This window comes from Geomonas oryzisoli (assembly GCF_018986915.1).
GTDB lineage: Bacteria > Desulfobacterota > Desulfuromonadia > Geobacterales > Geobacteraceae > Geomonas > Geomonas oryzisoli.
The window spans coordinates 4,357,586-4,371,813 of sequence record NZ_CP076723.1; the positions used below are offsets into that span (position 1 = coordinate 4,357,586).

At 63.0% G+C, this 14,228-nt stretch carries 16 protein-coding genes; 12 read left to right on the top strand and 4 right to left on the bottom strand.

What is annotated here, in order from left to right; genetic code table 11:
- Window positions 1–72: 72 nt before the first annotated feature.
- A complete protein-coding gene (locus KP004_RS18940; RefSeq protein ID WP_216799953.1) occupies window positions 73–1,110 on the bottom strand; it encodes a GspE/PulE/PilB domain-containing protein in 1,038 nt (345 codons plus the stop codon).
- Window positions 1,111–1,440: 330 nt separating this feature from the next.
- Window positions 1,441–2,493, bottom strand: a complete 1,053-nt coding sequence (locus KP004_RS18945; protein WP_216799954.1) for a GspE/PulE/PilB domain-containing protein — start codon at window positions 2,491–2,493, stop codon at window positions 1,441–1,443.
- Between the two features lie 268 nt (window positions 2,494–2,761).
- Here KP004_RS18945 and KP004_RS18950 point away from each other — a divergent pair, with 268 nt between their 5' ends.
- The 11 genes from KP004_RS18950 (at window position 2,762) to KP004_RS19000 (ending at window position 10,701) form a co-directional block, all read left to right on the top strand.
- Window positions 2,762–3,001, top strand: a complete 240-nt coding sequence (locus tag KP004_RS18950; RefSeq protein ID WP_239026862.1) for a chaperone NapD — start codon at window positions 2,762–2,764, stop codon at window positions 2,999–3,001.
- A 30-nt stretch (window positions 3,002–3,031) separates the two neighbouring features.
- Window positions 3,032–5,350: a molybdopterin-dependent oxidoreductase gene (locus KP004_RS18955; protein ID WP_216799956.1), complete on the top strand. Its 2,319-nt coding sequence runs from the start codon at window positions 3,032–3,034 to the stop codon at window positions 5,348–5,350.
- Window positions 5,351–5,354: 4 nt separating this feature from the next.
- Window positions 5,355–6,011: a 4Fe-4S dicluster domain-containing protein gene (locus KP004_RS18960; protein WP_216799957.1), complete on the top strand. Its 657-nt coding sequence runs from the start codon at window positions 5,355–5,357 to the stop codon at window positions 6,009–6,011.
- Window positions 6,001–6,774: a NapH/MauN family ferredoxin-type protein gene (locus tag KP004_RS18965; protein ID WP_216799958.1), complete on the top strand. Its 774-nt coding sequence runs from the start codon at window positions 6,001–6,003 to the stop codon at window positions 6,772–6,774. The genes KP004_RS18960 and KP004_RS18965 overlap by 11 nt, the downstream gene beginning before the upstream one ends.
- A gap of 86 nt (window positions 6,775–6,860) precedes the next feature.
- Window positions 6,861–7,172 carry a nitrate reductase cytochrome c-type subunit gene (locus KP004_RS18970; RefSeq protein ID WP_216799959.1) on the top strand — a complete coding sequence of 104 codons (312 nt, stop codon included), beginning with the start codon at window positions 6,861–6,863 and terminating at the stop codon, window positions 7,170–7,172.
- Window positions 7,169–7,543 carry a 4Fe-4S binding protein gene (locus tag KP004_RS18975; RefSeq protein WP_216799960.1) on the top strand — a complete coding sequence of 125 codons (375 nt, stop codon included), beginning with the start codon at window positions 7,169–7,171 and terminating at the stop codon, window positions 7,541–7,543. The genes KP004_RS18970 and KP004_RS18975 overlap by 4 nt, the downstream gene beginning before the upstream one ends.
- A 472-nt stretch (window positions 7,544–8,015) precedes the next feature.
- Window positions 8,016–8,258, top strand: coding sequence for an AtpZ/AtpI family protein (locus KP004_RS18980; RefSeq protein WP_216799961.1), 243 nt, complete (start codon window positions 8,016–8,018; stop codon window positions 8,256–8,258).
- Window positions 8,230–8,616 (top strand): ATP synthase subunit I, encoded by a 387-nt coding sequence (locus KP004_RS18985; RefSeq protein ID WP_216799962.1) that lies wholly within the window; start codon window positions 8,230–8,232, stop codon window positions 8,614–8,616. The genes KP004_RS18980 and KP004_RS18985 overlap by 29 nt, the downstream gene beginning before the upstream one ends.
- A 4-nt stretch (window positions 8,617–8,620) precedes the next feature.
- On the top strand, window positions 8,621–9,310 hold the full coding sequence (gene atpB, locus KP004_RS18990) for a F0F1 ATP synthase subunit A (RefSeq protein WP_199391133.1): 690 nt from the start codon (window positions 8,621–8,623) through the stop codon (window positions 9,308–9,310).
- Window positions 9,311–9,450: 140 nt separating this feature from the next.
- The gene (gene atpE, locus KP004_RS18995) at window positions 9,451–9,726 is read left to right on the top strand and encodes an ATP synthase F0 subunit C (protein ID WP_199391134.1); all 276 of its coding nucleotides are present in this window, start codon (window positions 9,451–9,453) and stop codon (window positions 9,724–9,726) included.
- A 258-nt stretch (window positions 9,727–9,984) separates the two neighbouring features.
- Entirely contained in the window at window positions 9,985–10,701 is a 717-nt protein-coding gene (locus tag KP004_RS19000; RefSeq protein ID WP_216799963.1) for a phosphatase, read from the top strand.
- 114 nt (window positions 10,702–10,815) lie between these two features.
- Here KP004_RS19000 and KP004_RS19005 read toward each other — a convergent pair whose 3' ends face one another.
- Window positions 10,816–11,778 carry a DMT family transporter gene (locus KP004_RS19005; protein ID WP_239026863.1) on the bottom strand — a complete coding sequence of 321 codons (963 nt, stop codon included), beginning with the start codon at window positions 11,776–11,778 and terminating at the stop codon, window positions 10,816–10,818.
- Window positions 11,779–11,801: 23 nt separating this feature from the next.
- Complete coding sequence (locus tag KP004_RS19010; RefSeq protein ID WP_437178137.1) at window positions 11,802–13,382, bottom strand: peptide chain release factor 3; 1,581 nt, start codon at window positions 13,380–13,382, stop codon at window positions 11,802–11,804.
- Between the two features lie 132 nt (window positions 13,383–13,514).
- Here KP004_RS19010 and KP004_RS19015 point away from each other — a divergent pair, with 132 nt between their 5' ends.
- Window positions 13,515–14,225: a PilZ domain-containing protein gene (locus tag KP004_RS19015; protein ID WP_216799965.1), complete on the top strand. Its 711-nt coding sequence runs from the start codon at window positions 13,515–13,517 to the stop codon at window positions 14,223–14,225.
- Window positions 14,226–14,228: the final 3 nt, after the last annotated feature.

A 14,228-nucleotide genomic window follows, 5' to 3' on the forward strand; every position in this document is an offset into this window, starting at 1 on the left:
GTGCTAATGGCAGGTTCACCCACCCCCCTGCCCCCTCCCGTCAAGGGAGGGGGAGAGCAGGAAAGTCGGAGCCTAGACGGAGACTAGCCTCCTGCGCAGCGCGATCATCTCCAGGCTCAGCTCGGCCATCACGGCGACGCGCTGCAGCTCGAAGGCCCCACCCCCGAGCCGCCCGTGGCTGTCGTGAGCGCAGATCACCGCCGCGACCTGCCCGCCGAGCTTCAACGGGACCATGAGCGCCGGGGCCGGCAGTTCGCCCCCCATCGCCTGCAATAGCTCCCCTTCCGCTCCGGCGCTGACTTCGCCGAGGAACATATCGCGCTCCTGCACCACGCGCAGCAATTGGGGCGCCTCTTCCAGGGAGAGGGCGCAGCCGCTGAATCCCGGCACCTGTTCGCCCGCCGCTACCGCCTGGACGCCGACCATTTGGCCGTTCTTCAACCGGACCAGGGCGCCGCGGTCAAATTCACCGGCCACGTAGGCAAGCAGCGCCTGGACCGCTTCCGGCTCGGAGGGGGCCGCCGCCAGCCGCTCGGCCAACTCGGGTAAGGAGATCCGCTCCGGCGTGCAGGAATCGTCCCCGCCGCCTCCCCACGGCGCTTCCAGCACCGCCGGCTGCTGGTCCGGGGGGGCGAACCTGGAGCGGATGCCGCCCTGCACCGGGATGTAGCGCATCGGGCGCTTGATGCCGTAGCTGCACTCCAAGGCGATGTTCAAGCGCAACTCGGAGCAGACGCGCGGGATGATCACCAGCCCCGTGATGAACCCGATCTCGTCGATCGCCTTGAAATCGGAGGGGTCGGCCATAGCTATCACCAGGCGTTTGCCGTCCAGGGAAACCGGCAGCACCCGGAAGCGCTCCACCAGCTCCAGCGGCAGCAACCCCAGCAGGCTTTGGGGGATCTCGGCGAGCAGGTCGTGATCCACGCAGGGGACGCCGAGCTGCTCGCTCAGAACCCGAGCCAGCTGGTCCTCTTCCACCAGCCCCATCTCGACCAGGTTGGTCCCGAGCCTGCCGCCGTAGATGGCCTGGGCGTTCAGCACCTGTTCCAGTTGGGCTGCGTTCAACGCTCCTACCTTCAACAACATCTCGCCGAGTCGTGCCGCCATGTGACACCTCCTCGCTGCGCCGCTATTACCGCGTGCGACCCAGGGGACAGCTGGATGAGATCCGGAGTTAAAGATTAAACAACGCCAATTATTCTACCGGGTCGGACTCTGGGCGCAATGGTTGGGGGGTGGGAGCAAGGCAAAATCCCCCCTGCTCCCCCTTTGACAAGGGGGGAACGTGGGACACCTGCAGCGCGAAGTGACAGCATGCTCTTCGTTTCTTGGAACTATCGAATGAAATAAAAACAAAGGGGCGGCACCGGTTTCGGTGACGCCCCACTCATACAACCATCTTCTCTGTATCCGCGCCCCGCCGGACGCGGACACGTCTCACGCGCTCTGTATCTTCCTGCGCAGGGAGAGCATTTCCAGGCTCAACTCGGCCATGACGCCCACCCGCTGCAGCTCGAAGGCGCCACCGCCAAGCCGGCCTTTGCTGTCGCTGGCGCAGATCAGGCCGACGACGTGACCGCCCAGCGACACGGGGAGGAGCAACGCGGAAGCCGGGAGCTTACCCCCCATGGCACGCACCAGGGTCCCCTCCGGGTCGCCCACGGCGAACTCGCACAACACCAGCCCTTTTTCTTCGGCCATGCGCTGTAGGTGCGCCATATTGCCGATCTCCGCCTCGAAACCCACGAAGCTCTCCACCGGGAGACCGTCGGCTACCGCCTGGACGCCGACCGCCTTTCCCGATTTCAGGCGCAGGAACCCGCCCCGGTCGAACTCGCCGGAGATGTAGGTGATCACGGCCTGGACCACCTCTTTCTCGTTGGCGGCGCCGGCCATCTGATCCGCCAGGTCCTTGATGGTCACATGTTCGGAGAACACGGGTTCGCCGACCGGCCCGAGCTGACGGTTGTCCACCGGCTGCACCGATGCGGCCTCCCCCCTGTTACCGGTTTCGAAACGGGTCCGCATCCCCCCTTCAACCCCGATGTAGCGGGTGGGCCTGGTGATACGGTAAAACCTCTCGAGGGCCACGTTCAGCCTGAGCTCGGGGCAGATCCTGGGCTTGATCACCATTCCGGTCACGAAGCCGATCTCCTCCAGCGCCTGGAAGTCGTGGGGGTTCGCCATGGCGAGGGAGAGCCGCTTGCCCTCCAAGGCAAGGGGGACCACCCGATAGCGCTTTATCAGTTCAAGCGGGACGAGACGCAGCACCTGGTCGGGAACCGTGCTCAGTTCGGCCGGCTCCACGCAGGGTGCACCCATCTGCTCACTCAGAACGTGGGCCAGCTCCTCTTCCGAGACAAGCCCCATCTCCACCAGGTTGGTGCCGAGCCTTCCACCGTAGATCACCTGGGCCTGCAGCACCTGGTCCAGTTGACCCTTGGAAAGCGCCCCCACCTTGAGCAACATCTCGCCAAGCTTTGCCGACATCGGTTACCTCCTCGGTCAGTTGCAGTTGAGCATTCAAAATTACCACATTCTACTTAATACCGACTTATGATGCAATCAACTTTCGCAACATCCCCCCAGTTACTGTTTCACGAACACTCCCGAGGGCCTTTAACGACCTTTATCCCAGTCTTTTTTGAGGCGGCACATGCAACTTTCATCGAGCATGGTAGTATTTCCTGGTTTTGCAAATTTGTTATGTCAGTGATGGACTTTTGCCGGAGGATTTATGCCAGTATCAGGAATTGTTGTGTCTTGCCGACCCGAATGCGCCGGGGGCGTTGCCGAGAAGCTCGCCGGTGGCGAGGGGATAGAGGTGCACGGCGTGCTCGCCGACGGCAAGATCGTGGCGGTCATCGAGGCGGACACCATAGACGGGGAGGTGGCCCTGGTGACCGGGCTGCAGCAGATGGAGGGGGTGATCTCGGTGCAGCTCGCCTACCATAACTTCGAAGACATGGAACCGGGCGGGCAACCGCTTTGTTCCTGACGGATCGATATCAACCTGAAGGAGGATGCGATGGGACTTTCCAGACGAGACTTCATCAAGGCCTGCGCCGCAGCGGCCGCATTTGCCGCGGCAGGCGTTTCGGTGACACGCCCTGAGGGGGCTGAGGCGGCGGAGGACGGGATCACCTGGGGCAAGGCTCCGTGCCGGTACTGCGGGGTCGGCTGCGCCGTCCTGGTCGGGGTGAAGGGAGGGCGCATCGTCACCACCAAGGGGGATCCCGCCGGGCCGGTGAACAAGGGGCTCAACTGTATCAAGGGGTACTTCCTCTCCAAGGCGCTCTACGGCAAGGACCGCCTCACCACGCCCCTCATCCGCAAGGGGAACAAGATGGTGGAGGCGACCTGGGACGAGGCGCTCGACCTGATCGCCGCACAGTACAAGAAGGCCATCGCCGCGCACGGTCCCGATTCCGTCGCGCTCTACGGGTCCGGGCAGTGGACCATCCAGGAAGGGTACGTCGCATCCAAGCTCATGAAGGGGGGGATCGGCACCAACAACCTCGAGCCCAACGCGCGCCTTTGCATGGCCAGCGCCGTCGTCGCCTTCATGAACACCTTCGGTTCCGACGAGCCGATGGGGTGCTACGACGACCTCGACCTCGGCGACACCTACATCCTTTGGGGCGCCAACATGGCCGAGGCGCACCCGGTCCTCTTCTCGCGGCTCATCGACAACAAGCTGAAAAACAGGAAGGTGAAGCTGATCGACATCGCCACCCGCAGGACCCGCACCACGAAGATGGCGGACGAGTACATTGCGATGAAGCCCCAGGGTGACCTGGCGGCCTTGAACGGCATCATCCACGTCATCCTGCGCGACAGGCTCTACGACGAGGCGTTCATCGGCAAGCACGTCTCCTTCAAGCGGGGCAAAGAGAACGCCCCCTACGGCCTGAAGGACAAGGAGGCGTTCAACGAGACGCCGGCGGACGTGAAGAACCTCACCTTCGAGGAGTACAAGGCACTCATGAAGCCGTACACGCCGCAGTGGGCGGAGAAGGTTTCCGGCGTCCCGGCGGCGAAGATCGAGGAGCTCGCCAGGATCTATACGGACAAGTCCCGCAAGGTGAACTCGCTGTGGACCATGGGGGTGAACCAGCATTCCCGCGGGGTCTGGGTGAACAACCTGATCTACAACCTGCACCTTCTGACCGGGAAGATCTGCAAGCCCGGCGAGAACCCGCTCTCGCTGACCGGCCAGCCCTCGGCCTGCGGCACCGCCCGCGAGGTGGGGACCTTCGCGCACCGGCTCCCGGCGGACATGGTGGTGATGAACGAGGCGCACCGCAAGAAGGCGGCGGGCATCTGGGGCATCCCCCCGGAGAAGATACCGTCCAAGGTCGGCCTGCACACGGTGGAGATGTTCCGCGCCATAGACCGCGGCGAGCTCAAGTGCATCTGGATCCAATGCACCAACCCGTTCCAGTCGCTCCCCAACCTGAACCGGGTGCGCAAGGCGGCCCAGGCCAGAAAGGCGTTCATCGTGGTCTCCGACATCTACCCGACCCGCAGCACGGAGGTCGCCGACGTGATCCTCCCCTCGGCCTCGTGGGTGGAGAAGGAGGGGGTCTTCGGCAACACGGAACGGCGTACCCAGCAGTGGTTCAAGATGGTGAACGCCCCGGGCAAGGCGAAGGAGGACGTCTGGCAGCTGATCGAGTTCGCGAAGAGGATGGGGCACGGCGCGCTCTTCCCATACCCGGAGAAGGGGATGCACCGGGAGATCTTCGAGGAGTACCGCAAGTTCACCCTCGGGACCGGCAAGGATCTCGCCCCCTACGGCACCTATGCCAAGGTGCGCGGACTGCGCTGGCCGGTGAAGGCGAACGGCGCCGAGACCCGCTGGCGCTACACCGAGACCGACGACGAGCACGTGGCCAAGGGTGAGGGGATCAAGTTCTACAAGGCTCCCAACAACAAGGTATCGGTCTGGTTCCGCCCCTACGAACCGCCCGCGGAGGTCCCGGACCGCAACTACCCCTTCTGGTTCTGCACCGGCAGGGTCCTCGAGCACTGGCACACGGGTACCATGACCGGGCGGGTCCCCGAGCTCAGGCGGGCGGTCCCCCAGGCGACGCTGGAGCTGCACCCGGAAGATGCGAAGAAGCTCGGCATCAGGAACCGGGACAAGGTGAAGGTCACCTCCCGGCGCGGCTCTGTCGTGCTGACCGCGGAGATCGGCGGCAGGGGCGCTCCCGAGCGCGGCTCCGTGTTCACCACCTTCTTCGACGAGAACAAGCTGGTCAACGAGATCTGCATCGACGCCTTCGATCCGCTCTCCAAGGAGCCGGATTTCAAGAAGTGCGCGGTCAAGGTGCAGAAGGCCTAGCGGAGTGCCGGAGCAACGAGAGGAAGGGTGTGTTTCGCGGCGCCAGTTCCTGAAGCGGGGGACTCTCGCGCCGTTGGCGCTGGCTCTCGCAGCGGCGGGAGGGGCGTCGGTATTCCTGCGCCCCGGGGAGGCGCGCGGCTTCGTCCTGAGGCCCCCCGGGGCGATCACGCTCAAGCGCTTTCTGTCCGCCTGCGTGCGCTGCGGCAAGTGCGCCCAGGCCTGCCCGTACCGCTCGATCAAGCTCCTCGACCGCGGCGTCGGCATCGGGACGCCGTTCATCGCGGCACGGGAGGTCCCCTGCTACCTCTGTCCCGACCTCCCCTGCGTCAAGGCCTGCCCCTCCGGCGCGCTCGACCCGCAGACCACGGCGGTGGAAAAGGTGCGCATGGGAACGGCGCAGATCGTGGACCGGGAGGGATGTCTCTCCATCCGGGGGCTGCGCTGCGAGGTCTGTTACCGCCAATGCCCGCTCATCGACCAGGCCATCACCCTGGAGCCGCGCCACAACCCGCGCACCGGCGAACACACCATCATGGAGCCGGTAGTGCACCGGGAGAAGTGCGTCGGCTGCGGGGTCTGCGAGAACTCCTGCGTGCTCCCGAAACCGGTGATCGTGGTGCGGGAGACCGTGGAGGTCCAAAGGGACAGCTATGACTTCTAGGTGGTGGCTGCCGCGCCGGTCGGTGCAGATCGGGACTCTGCTTTTAATCGCCTCTCCGGCGGCGGGGTTCACTTTTTTCAAGGGGAACCTCGCCTCGGCCGAGCTCGCCGGCGTGCGGCTTTCGGACCCGCTGGCCTGCCTGCAGGCGGTGATCGGCTCCGGGGTCATGATCCCGTCCTACCTGTTCGGGGCGCTCCTGGTAACCGTCGGCTACTTCGTTCTCGGGGGGCGCAGCTTCTGCGGCTGGGTCTGCCCGGTGGGATTTTTCACCGAGCTGGGAGACAAACTTCGGCGCAGGGTGGGGACGGGAGGGACGCTCCTGCCCCTTGCCACGGGGCGCTACGCGCTGGCTGCCGTGCTGGGGGTCGTGGCGGCGACCGGGGTTCCACTTTTCGAGGTGCTCTCGCCCATCGGCATCGTCGGGCGCGCCGTAGCCTTCGCATCGCTGGTGCCGCTTTTGTTCCCGGCCGCGATCCTCGTGGTGGAGCTCACGGCGGCCCCGCGGGTGTGGTGCCGCTCGCTCTGCCCGCTGGGTGCTTTCTACGCGCTCCTCGCCCGGTTCAGTCCGCTCAAAGTCTCCTTCGACCGGGCGCGCTGCACCGGATGCGGTGACTGCGTGGCGATCTGCCCCGTCCCGGAGGTGCTCGACCCGCTGTGGAGCCAGGAGTCCTGCCGGATACGCACCGGCGACTGCACCCGCTGTCTTGCCTGCATCGACAGCTGTGCCGAGCGTGCCCTCAAAGTAGGGTTCCACTTGAAATAACGGCGGCGCCCGCTGCGACGCCCTCCCCTTCCTCCTCTTTGGGAGCGAGGGGATCAGACTGACAGTCCCCCAATAGGAGGTCTTACATGAAAAGAACGATGCTCCCCCTTCTTCTTTGCGCCTTGCTGGCACTGGCGGTCCAGGCCCCGGCTTGGGGCAATGACGCCGAAGGGCCCGCCCCTGACCTCGCTGCTGATGCGCTGCAGTCCCCCGCGGATCCCCCGGTGATCCCGCACGCGGTGAAGTCGGACCAGGACGGCGAGGAGTGCAACGCCTGTCATCGCGACGGCTTGAAGGGAGCGCCCCCCACCAGCCACCCCGAGCGGCTCAACTGCACCCAGTGCCACGTCCAGGGAGCGAAGCAGGACGGAAAGAAAGGAAAGCGCGGCAAGAAATGACCCTGAGCCGGAAGGATTTTTTCCGCGGCAGCTGGTACGCAGTGGGAGAGTTCCTGCTGGGGACCGGAGAGCTCCTGCGGGGGGCGCGGGACGCCTTGGGACAGGTACGCGACCAGGCGCTCAATCCGCCGGTGCGCCCCGAAGGGGAGGACGACGCGGCGCGGGCGAAGGTGGCCCGCGTCGACGACAGTCACTGCCCGGCCAGAAGCTGCGGCTGTTTTGCCTGCCTCGACAGGTGCGCGGCGGGGGCGATCTCATTTGCTCCCGGACGAGGCATCGTCATCGACGAACAGCTCTGCACCGGGTGCGGCGAGTGCCTTTCCTATTGTCCGCTCGCTCCGCAGGCGCTTGCGCTGGTCGACGTTGGGTAGGCGCCGTCACAGAGCGGCAGTTCAGGTAATCAGCAAGGTTCCGCCCCCGGGGTTCCGTAGCGCCTACCTCTTCCACCGTTCCCCCCGCCTCATTCCCACCGCCAAACGTTTACCGACTCCCCCCCTACCGAGCCTGCTCCTCCACCCCCTGTTTTCGGTGACAGCTTTACCTGATCTGTGCCAGCGCCGCTAAGGCGGACACGGTTACACCTGCTCCGCTCCGTCCTGACAGAGAAGGCCCATGCATGGCAACGGTCCCTGTGCGCGACAGTGTGCTGGTCGCGGCATTGGACAACTGTTACAATGAGCTGGGCGATTCGGCTGCGGATGGCATAACCGGCAGGACGTCGCGATAAATCGTTATTTTTGTTGAGCGGAGTCTTGGAAATTAATTGACATTAGCACCGTAGGCGTGCTATTTAGCCTTGGTTTTCTACCCGTGATTTGTATACGGGAAAGAGGACAGACAGTTATGGATGAGGAAAAAAAGAACCTGCTCAGAACCCTGGGCATGGTCTCCACCATGGGGATCTCTTTCGCGGTGGCGATTGCCATCGGCGTGTTCGTCGGCCTGAAGCTGGACCAGTGGCTGGGGACCAAACCGTGGTTTTTCTTCATTTTCCTCTTCTTCGGCATTGCGGCAGGCTTCCGCAACATCTTCATATTAGCGGGCAAAGAACTGCGCGATGGCGGAGACAAGAATAAACGAGAGTAACATCTTCTCCTGGCTGGTCCGGGGGAGCCTGCTGCTGAGCGCCGTGCTCGGCGCGGCCGGCGCACTGCTCATCTCGCCGAGGTTCGGAGGCTCGCTCTTCGTGGGCGGGATGCTGGCCCTGGCCAACTTCTTCTGGATCCGCACCGGACTGGAAGCGGCGCTCCGGCTGCAGCCGCGTAACGCATCCCGCTTCGCGATCATGCGCTACGTGTTACGGCTCGCCATCATGGCGGCCCTGCTGTACCTCTTGATCGTAGTCCTTAAGGCCGACATCTTCGGCCTGGTGATCGGGCTTTCGGTCCTGGTTCTGAACATAATCGCTTTTTCGATATATCTGTCGACCCGTAAAGGAGGCTAGCTGCATGGTTCATCCCTTTTTATTCCTTCAGTTTTTCCGCGAGTTGCTCCACCCCCTCGGTTTCTCCGAGGCGAGTGCCGATGCGGTCGTCTATACCTGGCTGATCATGATCGGCCTGGTGCTGTTTTCCATCGTGGCCACCAAGAGGCTGCAGGCCGTTCCGTCCGGCGCGCAGAACTTCATGGAAGTCATCGTGGGCGGCATCGAGAACATGCTGGTGGAGACCATGGGTGAGCACGGCCGTCCGTTCTTCCCGCTGGTGGCTACCCTGGCGCTGTTCATCCTGGTGTCCAACCTGATCGGCCTGATCCCGGGCTTCTTCCCGCCGACCGCGAACATCAACACCACCGCGGCCTGCGCGGTCGTCGTCTTCATCACCACCCACATCGTGGGCGTGAAGGAGCACGGCGCCGGCTACATCAAGCACTTCCTGGGTCCCATCGCCTGGCTCGCCCCGATGATGTTCTTCATCGAGGTGATCGGCCACCTGAGCCGCGTCATCTCGCTGACCCTGCGTCTCTTCGGTAACATGAACGGCCACGAACTCGTTCTGATCATCTTCTTCGGCCTGGCCCCGTTCATGGTGCCGCTGCCGATGATGCTGATGGGCGTGCTGGTTTCCTTCATCCAGGCCTTCGTGTTCATGCTCCTGGCCATGATCTACATCCAGGGTTCGCTGGAGCACGCGCACTAAGAACCGGTTGAGAGGCGGTTCTAGGTTCTACGTTCTACGTTAGAACCAAAACCGAAGCCTCTAAACGTAGAACCTACAACTTAGAACTGACTTTTAATTCCTATACTATTTAGGAAAAATACGCGGCAAAGGAGAAACAAATGGAATTCTTTACTATGTGTGTACTCGCAGCAGGCATCGGCATGGCTCTCGGCACCCTCGGCACCGGCATCGGTCAGGGTCTCGCAGTTAAGAGCGCAGTTGAAGGCGTTTCCCGTAACCCGGGCGCTTCCGGCAAAATCCTCACCACCATGATGATCGGTCTGGCGATGATCGAGTCCCTGGCAATCTACGCCCTCGTTGTTTGCCTCATCATCCTCTTCGCTAACCCGTACAAAGAAGTTGCAATGTCCGCTATCAAGGCTGTTGCGAAGTAATTAGTTTCTCCAAGAAACGAGAAAGGGGCGTGCCGCAAGGTACGCCCTTTTTTTTTGCTCTGGGCGGGAGAGGGGTGAGTAAAAGCAAATCCCCCCTGCCCCCCCCTTTGACAAGGGGGGAACGAGAGGTGGCGGGCGGCGCTTCGTGGCCAACCTACTCCAAGGTTCCAAGGGTGGCGGCGGAACCCCTTGTGCCCTTATGTCCCGTCCTGCCCCCTCACCTTGACATTTACTTTCCGCTATGAAATAGTCCAGACCATGAAAATCATAGCCGACATGCATACTCACACCCTCGCATCGGGACACGCCTACTCCACCATCAACGAACTGGCCAACGCTGCCGCACAGGCGGGTCTGCGGGGACTGGCCATCACCGACCACGGCCCCGGACTCCCGGGCGGGCCGCACCGCTACCACTTCTGCGCCATGCGCTTCGTCCCCCCCACCATCGCCGGGGTCAGGATCTTCCGCGGCATCGAGGCCAACATCCTCGACCACACCGGCCGACTCGACCTGGAGCCGGACGTTCTCGAGACGCTCGATTTCGTCATGGCCGGCTTCCACGAGGACTGCGGCATCTGCGGCCAGGACCGGGACCGCAACACGCGCACCCTTTTGACGGTTATGGAGAATCCCCTGGTGAAATGCATCTCCCATCCAGGGAACCCCATCTTCCCGCTCCACTACGAGGAGGTGGTCATGGGGGCGCTCGCCACCGATACGGCGCTGGAGTTGAACAACTCTTCGCTCGCGGCCGTGAGCCGCAAGGGGAGCAACGAGAACTGCGCCGAGATCGCCCGCCTGTGCGCCAAAATTGGCGCCAGGGTGATGATCGGGAGCGACGCACACATCTGCCAGGGGGTCGGGGTGTTCGATAAGGCGCTGCAGCTCACGGCCCAGGCGGGTATCGCGGAGGGACAGGTGGTGAACGCTTCGTGGGAAAGGCTGTTGGATTTCCTGGGGAAGAGTGAATAAGAGACGGCAGGCGCTGCAAAGGCGGGCGAATGATCATTCGCCCCTGCCGTGCGCAGCGAAGCTGGATAGAGGATGAACGAATAAGGGGCGCCGGTGACGGCGCCCCTTATCTATTTATACGGCACGCTTGCCGGACATGGAGTAGGCGAGGACGGCTAGGCCCGCAAAGAGAAGCGGGATCCCGGCCATCGCGGTGGGGGTCAGGTGCTCCCGCAGGAACAGGATCCCCAACAAAGCGGCGACCAGCGGCTCGGCAAGGGAAAGGGTCACCGCCGAGGCGACCGGAACGCTGCGCAGCCCCATGGCGAAGAGGACGTAGGACAGGGCGGTGACCACGACGCCGAGGTAAAGAACAACCATGGTCCCTCGGGGTGTGACTACCCAGGCGAGATCGGTGAAGAACAGCACCGGCAGGAGCAGGAGCGCGCCCAGGCAGAAAACGACGGCCATGACAGCTTCAGAGCTGCGACCGGGCAGCAGCACCTTGATGGCCATGGTGTAGCAGGCGTAGGAGGTGCCTGCGCCAAGGGCCAACAGGATGCCCAACACGTCAATGGCGATGTCACCGCCACCGGTGACCAACAGGCTGCAACCGGCGAGGGCGAGCACGGTGGCGATCCCCCATGCCCGACCCGGACGCTCCCCTCGGACTATGAAGCCCAGAATGCCGGCGATCACAGGGGAACTGCCGATGGCGACCAGCGTGCCGACAGCGACGCCGGTCCTATGCACCGCGGTGAAAAAGGTGAGTTGGTAGATGGCGACGAAACCGCCCGCGGCCAGCGTCGCCCAGAAGGGCCAGCGCCCCTTGCCGAGGCCGCCTTTCAAGAAGGCAAGCACCATCAGGGCCGCGCCTCCCACGATAAGGCGAAAGGCGCCGACGCTCCAGGGACTGACGCCCGCAGGCGAGAGGGCCTGGGCGGTGCCGGAGGTTCCCCAAAGGGTGGCAGCGGCAAGTACCAGCAGGGCGCCGCCAGCGGCGCCGGTGGTTGCCGGGGCGGGTGCGGTGGAGTCGGGTGCGGTTTCCATGGCGGGTTTCTCGTTGAGGCAGTCGGACCGGTCCGACTGGTGGGACAAGGTGGAGACTGCCTGATGCTGCCTTAGCTATGCTCGCGGGTGGCGTGGAAGCTGAGTTCCTTCCAGTTCTCCATGGTGTTTTCCAGGCGCCACTGGCTCCCGGCGAGATAGGCCAGGTTCCCTTCGCCATCCAGGTAGAGGTTCATGGCCTCCTTCTTCTGGAACTCGTCCAGTTTCTTCCTGTCGCCGGTAACCCAGCGGGCGGTAACGTAGGAAACGGGCTCGTAGACGGCCTTGACGCCGTACTCGTGCTCCAGGCGGTGCATGACGACGTCGAACTGGAGCATGCCGACCGCACCGACGATCCAGTCCGCCCCCATCAGCGGGCGGAACACCTGGGTGGTCCCCTCCTCGGCGAGTTGCACCAGCCCCTTCTCGAGGGATTTCGACTTGAGCGGGTTCAGGATGCGCACTTTCCGGAAATGTTCCGGCGCGAAATTGGGAATACCGGTATATTTGAGGTCTTCACCCTGGGTGAAGGTATCGCCGATCTTGATGGTGCCGTGGTTATGGATGCCGATGATGTCGCCGGCATAGGCCTCATCCACGTTGGTGCGGTCCTGGGCCATGAAGATGGTGGCGTTGGCTATCTGCACCTCGCGCCCCAGCCTCAGGTGTTTCACCTTCATGCCGCGTACGAATTTCCCCGAGCAGATCCTGAAGAAGGCGATGCGGTCGCGGTGTGCCGGGTCCATGTTCGCCTGGATCTTGAAGGTGAAGCCGGTAAAGGGCTCCTCGTACGGGGACACGATACGGCTGGTGGTTTCACGCGACAGCGGCGCAGGCGCGTTCTCCACGAAGGAATCCAGCAGCTGCTGCACGCCGAAGGTGTTGATCGCGGAACCGAAGAAGACCGGGGTCTGCTTGCCGGCGAGATAGGCCTCGGGGTCGAAGGGGTGGGCAGCTCCTTCCAGGAGTTCGACGTCGTTGCGCAGCTCCTCAACCTGGCTCCCCAGGAGCTCGTCCAGCAGGGGATCGTCCAGGCCCTTGACCGTGATGATCTCGCCCACGCCCCGGTCCGCCTCGGGATCGTAGAAGGTGATCTCCTTGGTGTAGAGGTGGTAGGTGCCGCGGAAGCGTTTGCCCATGCCGATGGGCCAGGTCATGGGGGCGCACTGGATATTGAGGGTGCTTTCGATGTCGTCCAGGAGGTCGAGCGGCTCACGTCCCTCACGGTCCAGCTTGTTGATGAAGGTCATGATCGGGGTATGACGCAGGCGGCAGACCTCGAGGAGCTTCTTGGTCTGGCTCTCGACACCCTTCACCGAATCGATAACCATCAATACAGAGTCAACTGCTGTTAAGGTTCTGTAGGTATCTTCCGAAAAGTCATTATGACCCGGGGTATCGAGGAGGTTGATCTCGAAATCGCGATAGGTGAACTTCATGACGGAGGAGGTGACCGAGATACCACGCTGCTTCTCCATCTCCATCCAGTCACTGGTGGCGTGACGCGCCGACTTCCGGGCGCGCACCTCGCCCGCCTGTTGAATGGCGCCGCCAAAGAGCAGCAGCTTCTCGGTTATGGTAGTCTTACCTGCGTCCGGATGGCTGATGATGGCGAAGGTGCGACGCTTCTCTATTTCCTGTTCGTTGAACCGCATCAACTGGAACTCCCGTTAAAATTCTCTGGACAAAAGAAAGGCGAAGAGGGTATCTTCGCCGGACCATTACAGCACAGCATAATCGCACAGTAACCGCCTAAAGGGCAATAATTTTTTTCCGGTGAAACGTCCATGAACGACATCTATCAGCGGCTGCATGTTGCCGACGAAGCACAGGACAATGCCGAGATCATCGCCACTCTCGCTGCGATCAAAGCGGGCAGGCTGAAAAACGACCTGAGGCTTCTGAACTTCTACCGCGAGGTTCCCGTCAGCTACGCTGCCGAGGTACTGACCGTGGAAGAGCACGACGCGGAACTGCTGGTGAACCAGATACAGGCCGTGGTGATCGCGCATGAAAAGCTGACGGTGATCAAAAGCAGCCACTTCCGCAGGGACGTGGCCGCCACGGTGACCTACGTCAACGTGGAAAAATCGCGGGTGGTGCTCTCCAACCTGAGCTATGCCCTGGTGCGCGCCGACCGGCGCATGTCGGTACGGGTGCAGCTCGGCTCCGCCATCGACGCCACCTTCGCCGCCCCGGAACTCGACGAGGTGCACGGCCGCCTGCACGACATGTCGCTCACCGGCATGTCCATCAACGTGGCGCGCGATCCCCACCTCACACTCACCCAGAAGGGCGAACTCAGCATCGCACTCCCCTCAGGTTCCATCACGGTCGCGGCGTCGCTGTTGAAGGTGTTCACTCTCGACAGCGGGTTCCGGCTGGTCTTCGAGATCGAGCCATCGCGCGCGGCGGAGCTCAGCATTTCGCAGTACATCTTCCAGCGCCAGGTGGAGATCATCAAGGAACTCAAGGACCACCCGGGCGTAAGCGGCTAGCAT

Excerpts from the sequence above, each read along its gene's own strand:
- KP004_RS18975 (WP_216799960.1), top strand. The coding sequence starts at position 7,169 with ATGACCCTGAGCCGGAAGGATTTTTTCCGCGGCAGCTGGTACGCAGTG.
- KP004_RS18970 (WP_216799959.1), top strand. The coding sequence starts at position 6,861 with ATGAAAAGAACGATGCTCCCCCTTCTTCTTTGCGCCTTGCTGGCACTG.
- atpE (WP_199391134.1), top strand. The coding sequence starts at position 9,451 with ATGGAATTCTTTACTATGTGTGTACTCGCAGCAGGCATCGGCATGGCT.
- KP004_RS19000 (WP_216799963.1), top strand. The coding sequence starts at position 9,985 with ATGAAAATCATAGCCGACATGCATACTCACACCCTCGCATCGGGACAC.
- KP004_RS18940 (WP_216799953.1), bottom strand. The coding sequence starts at position 1,110 with ATGGCGGCACGACTCGGCGAGATGTTGTTGAAGGTAGGAGCGTTGAAC.
- KP004_RS19010 (WP_437178137.1), bottom strand. The coding sequence starts at position 13,382 with ATGCGGTTCAACGAACAGGAAATAGAGAAGCGTCGCACCTTCGCCATC.
- KP004_RS19015 (WP_216799965.1), top strand. The coding sequence starts at position 13,515 with ATGAACGACATCTATCAGCGGCTGCATGTTGCCGACGAAGCACAGGAC.
- KP004_RS18945 (WP_216799954.1), bottom strand. The coding sequence starts at position 2,493 with ATGTCGGCAAAGCTTGGCGAGATGTTGCTCAAGGTGGGGGCGCTTTCC.
- KP004_RS18955 (WP_216799956.1), top strand. The coding sequence starts at position 3,032 with ATGGGACTTTCCAGACGAGACTTCATCAAGGCCTGCGCCGCAGCGGCC.
- KP004_RS18980 (WP_216799961.1), top strand. The coding sequence starts at position 8,016 with ATGGATGAGGAAAAAAAGAACCTGCTCAGAACCCTGGGCATGGTCTCC.
- KP004_RS18965 (WP_216799958.1), top strand. The coding sequence starts at position 6,001 with ATGACTTCTAGGTGGTGGCTGCCGCGCCGGTCGGTGCAGATCGGGACT.
- atpB (WP_199391133.1), top strand. The coding sequence starts at position 8,621 with ATGGTTCATCCCTTTTTATTCCTTCAGTTTTTCCGCGAGTTGCTCCAC.
- KP004_RS18985 (WP_216799962.1), top strand. The coding sequence starts at position 8,230 with ATGGCGGAGACAAGAATAAACGAGAGTAACATCTTCTCCTGGCTGGTC.